Genomic DNA, 233 nt, shown 5'->3' on the forward strand with positions numbered 1-233 from the left:
ATATAGGTTTTAACCCAAGTTTAGAAATTTTAAGAAATGACCTTACTGTAAACTTAGGAGTAAAATTATTGTATAGTGCAGGTTCTGGTAGTGGAAACACAAATAACGCCTATTATTACCCTAACGTAACAGCCTCTTACAAAATCATAGACGAGGTATTGACACTTTATGGAGGTGTTACGGGTGATTTACACCAAAACACATTTAAAAGCTTTACAGAGGGCAATCCTTTT

Annotated in this window: 1 protein-coding gene; it reads left to right on the forward strand. The window is 34.3% G+C overall.

Annotated features, from left to right (window positions below):
- Positions 1-233, forward strand: a 233-nt coding sequence (locus tag H2O73_RS24375) for a hypothetical protein (protein ID WP_220457792.1), incomplete at both ends; no start/stop codon positions are given.

The organism is Vibrio marinisediminis, assembly GCF_014050145.1.
Classification (GTDB): Bacteria; Pseudomonadota; Gammaproteobacteria; order Enterobacterales; family Vibrionaceae; genus Vibrio; species Vibrio marinisediminis.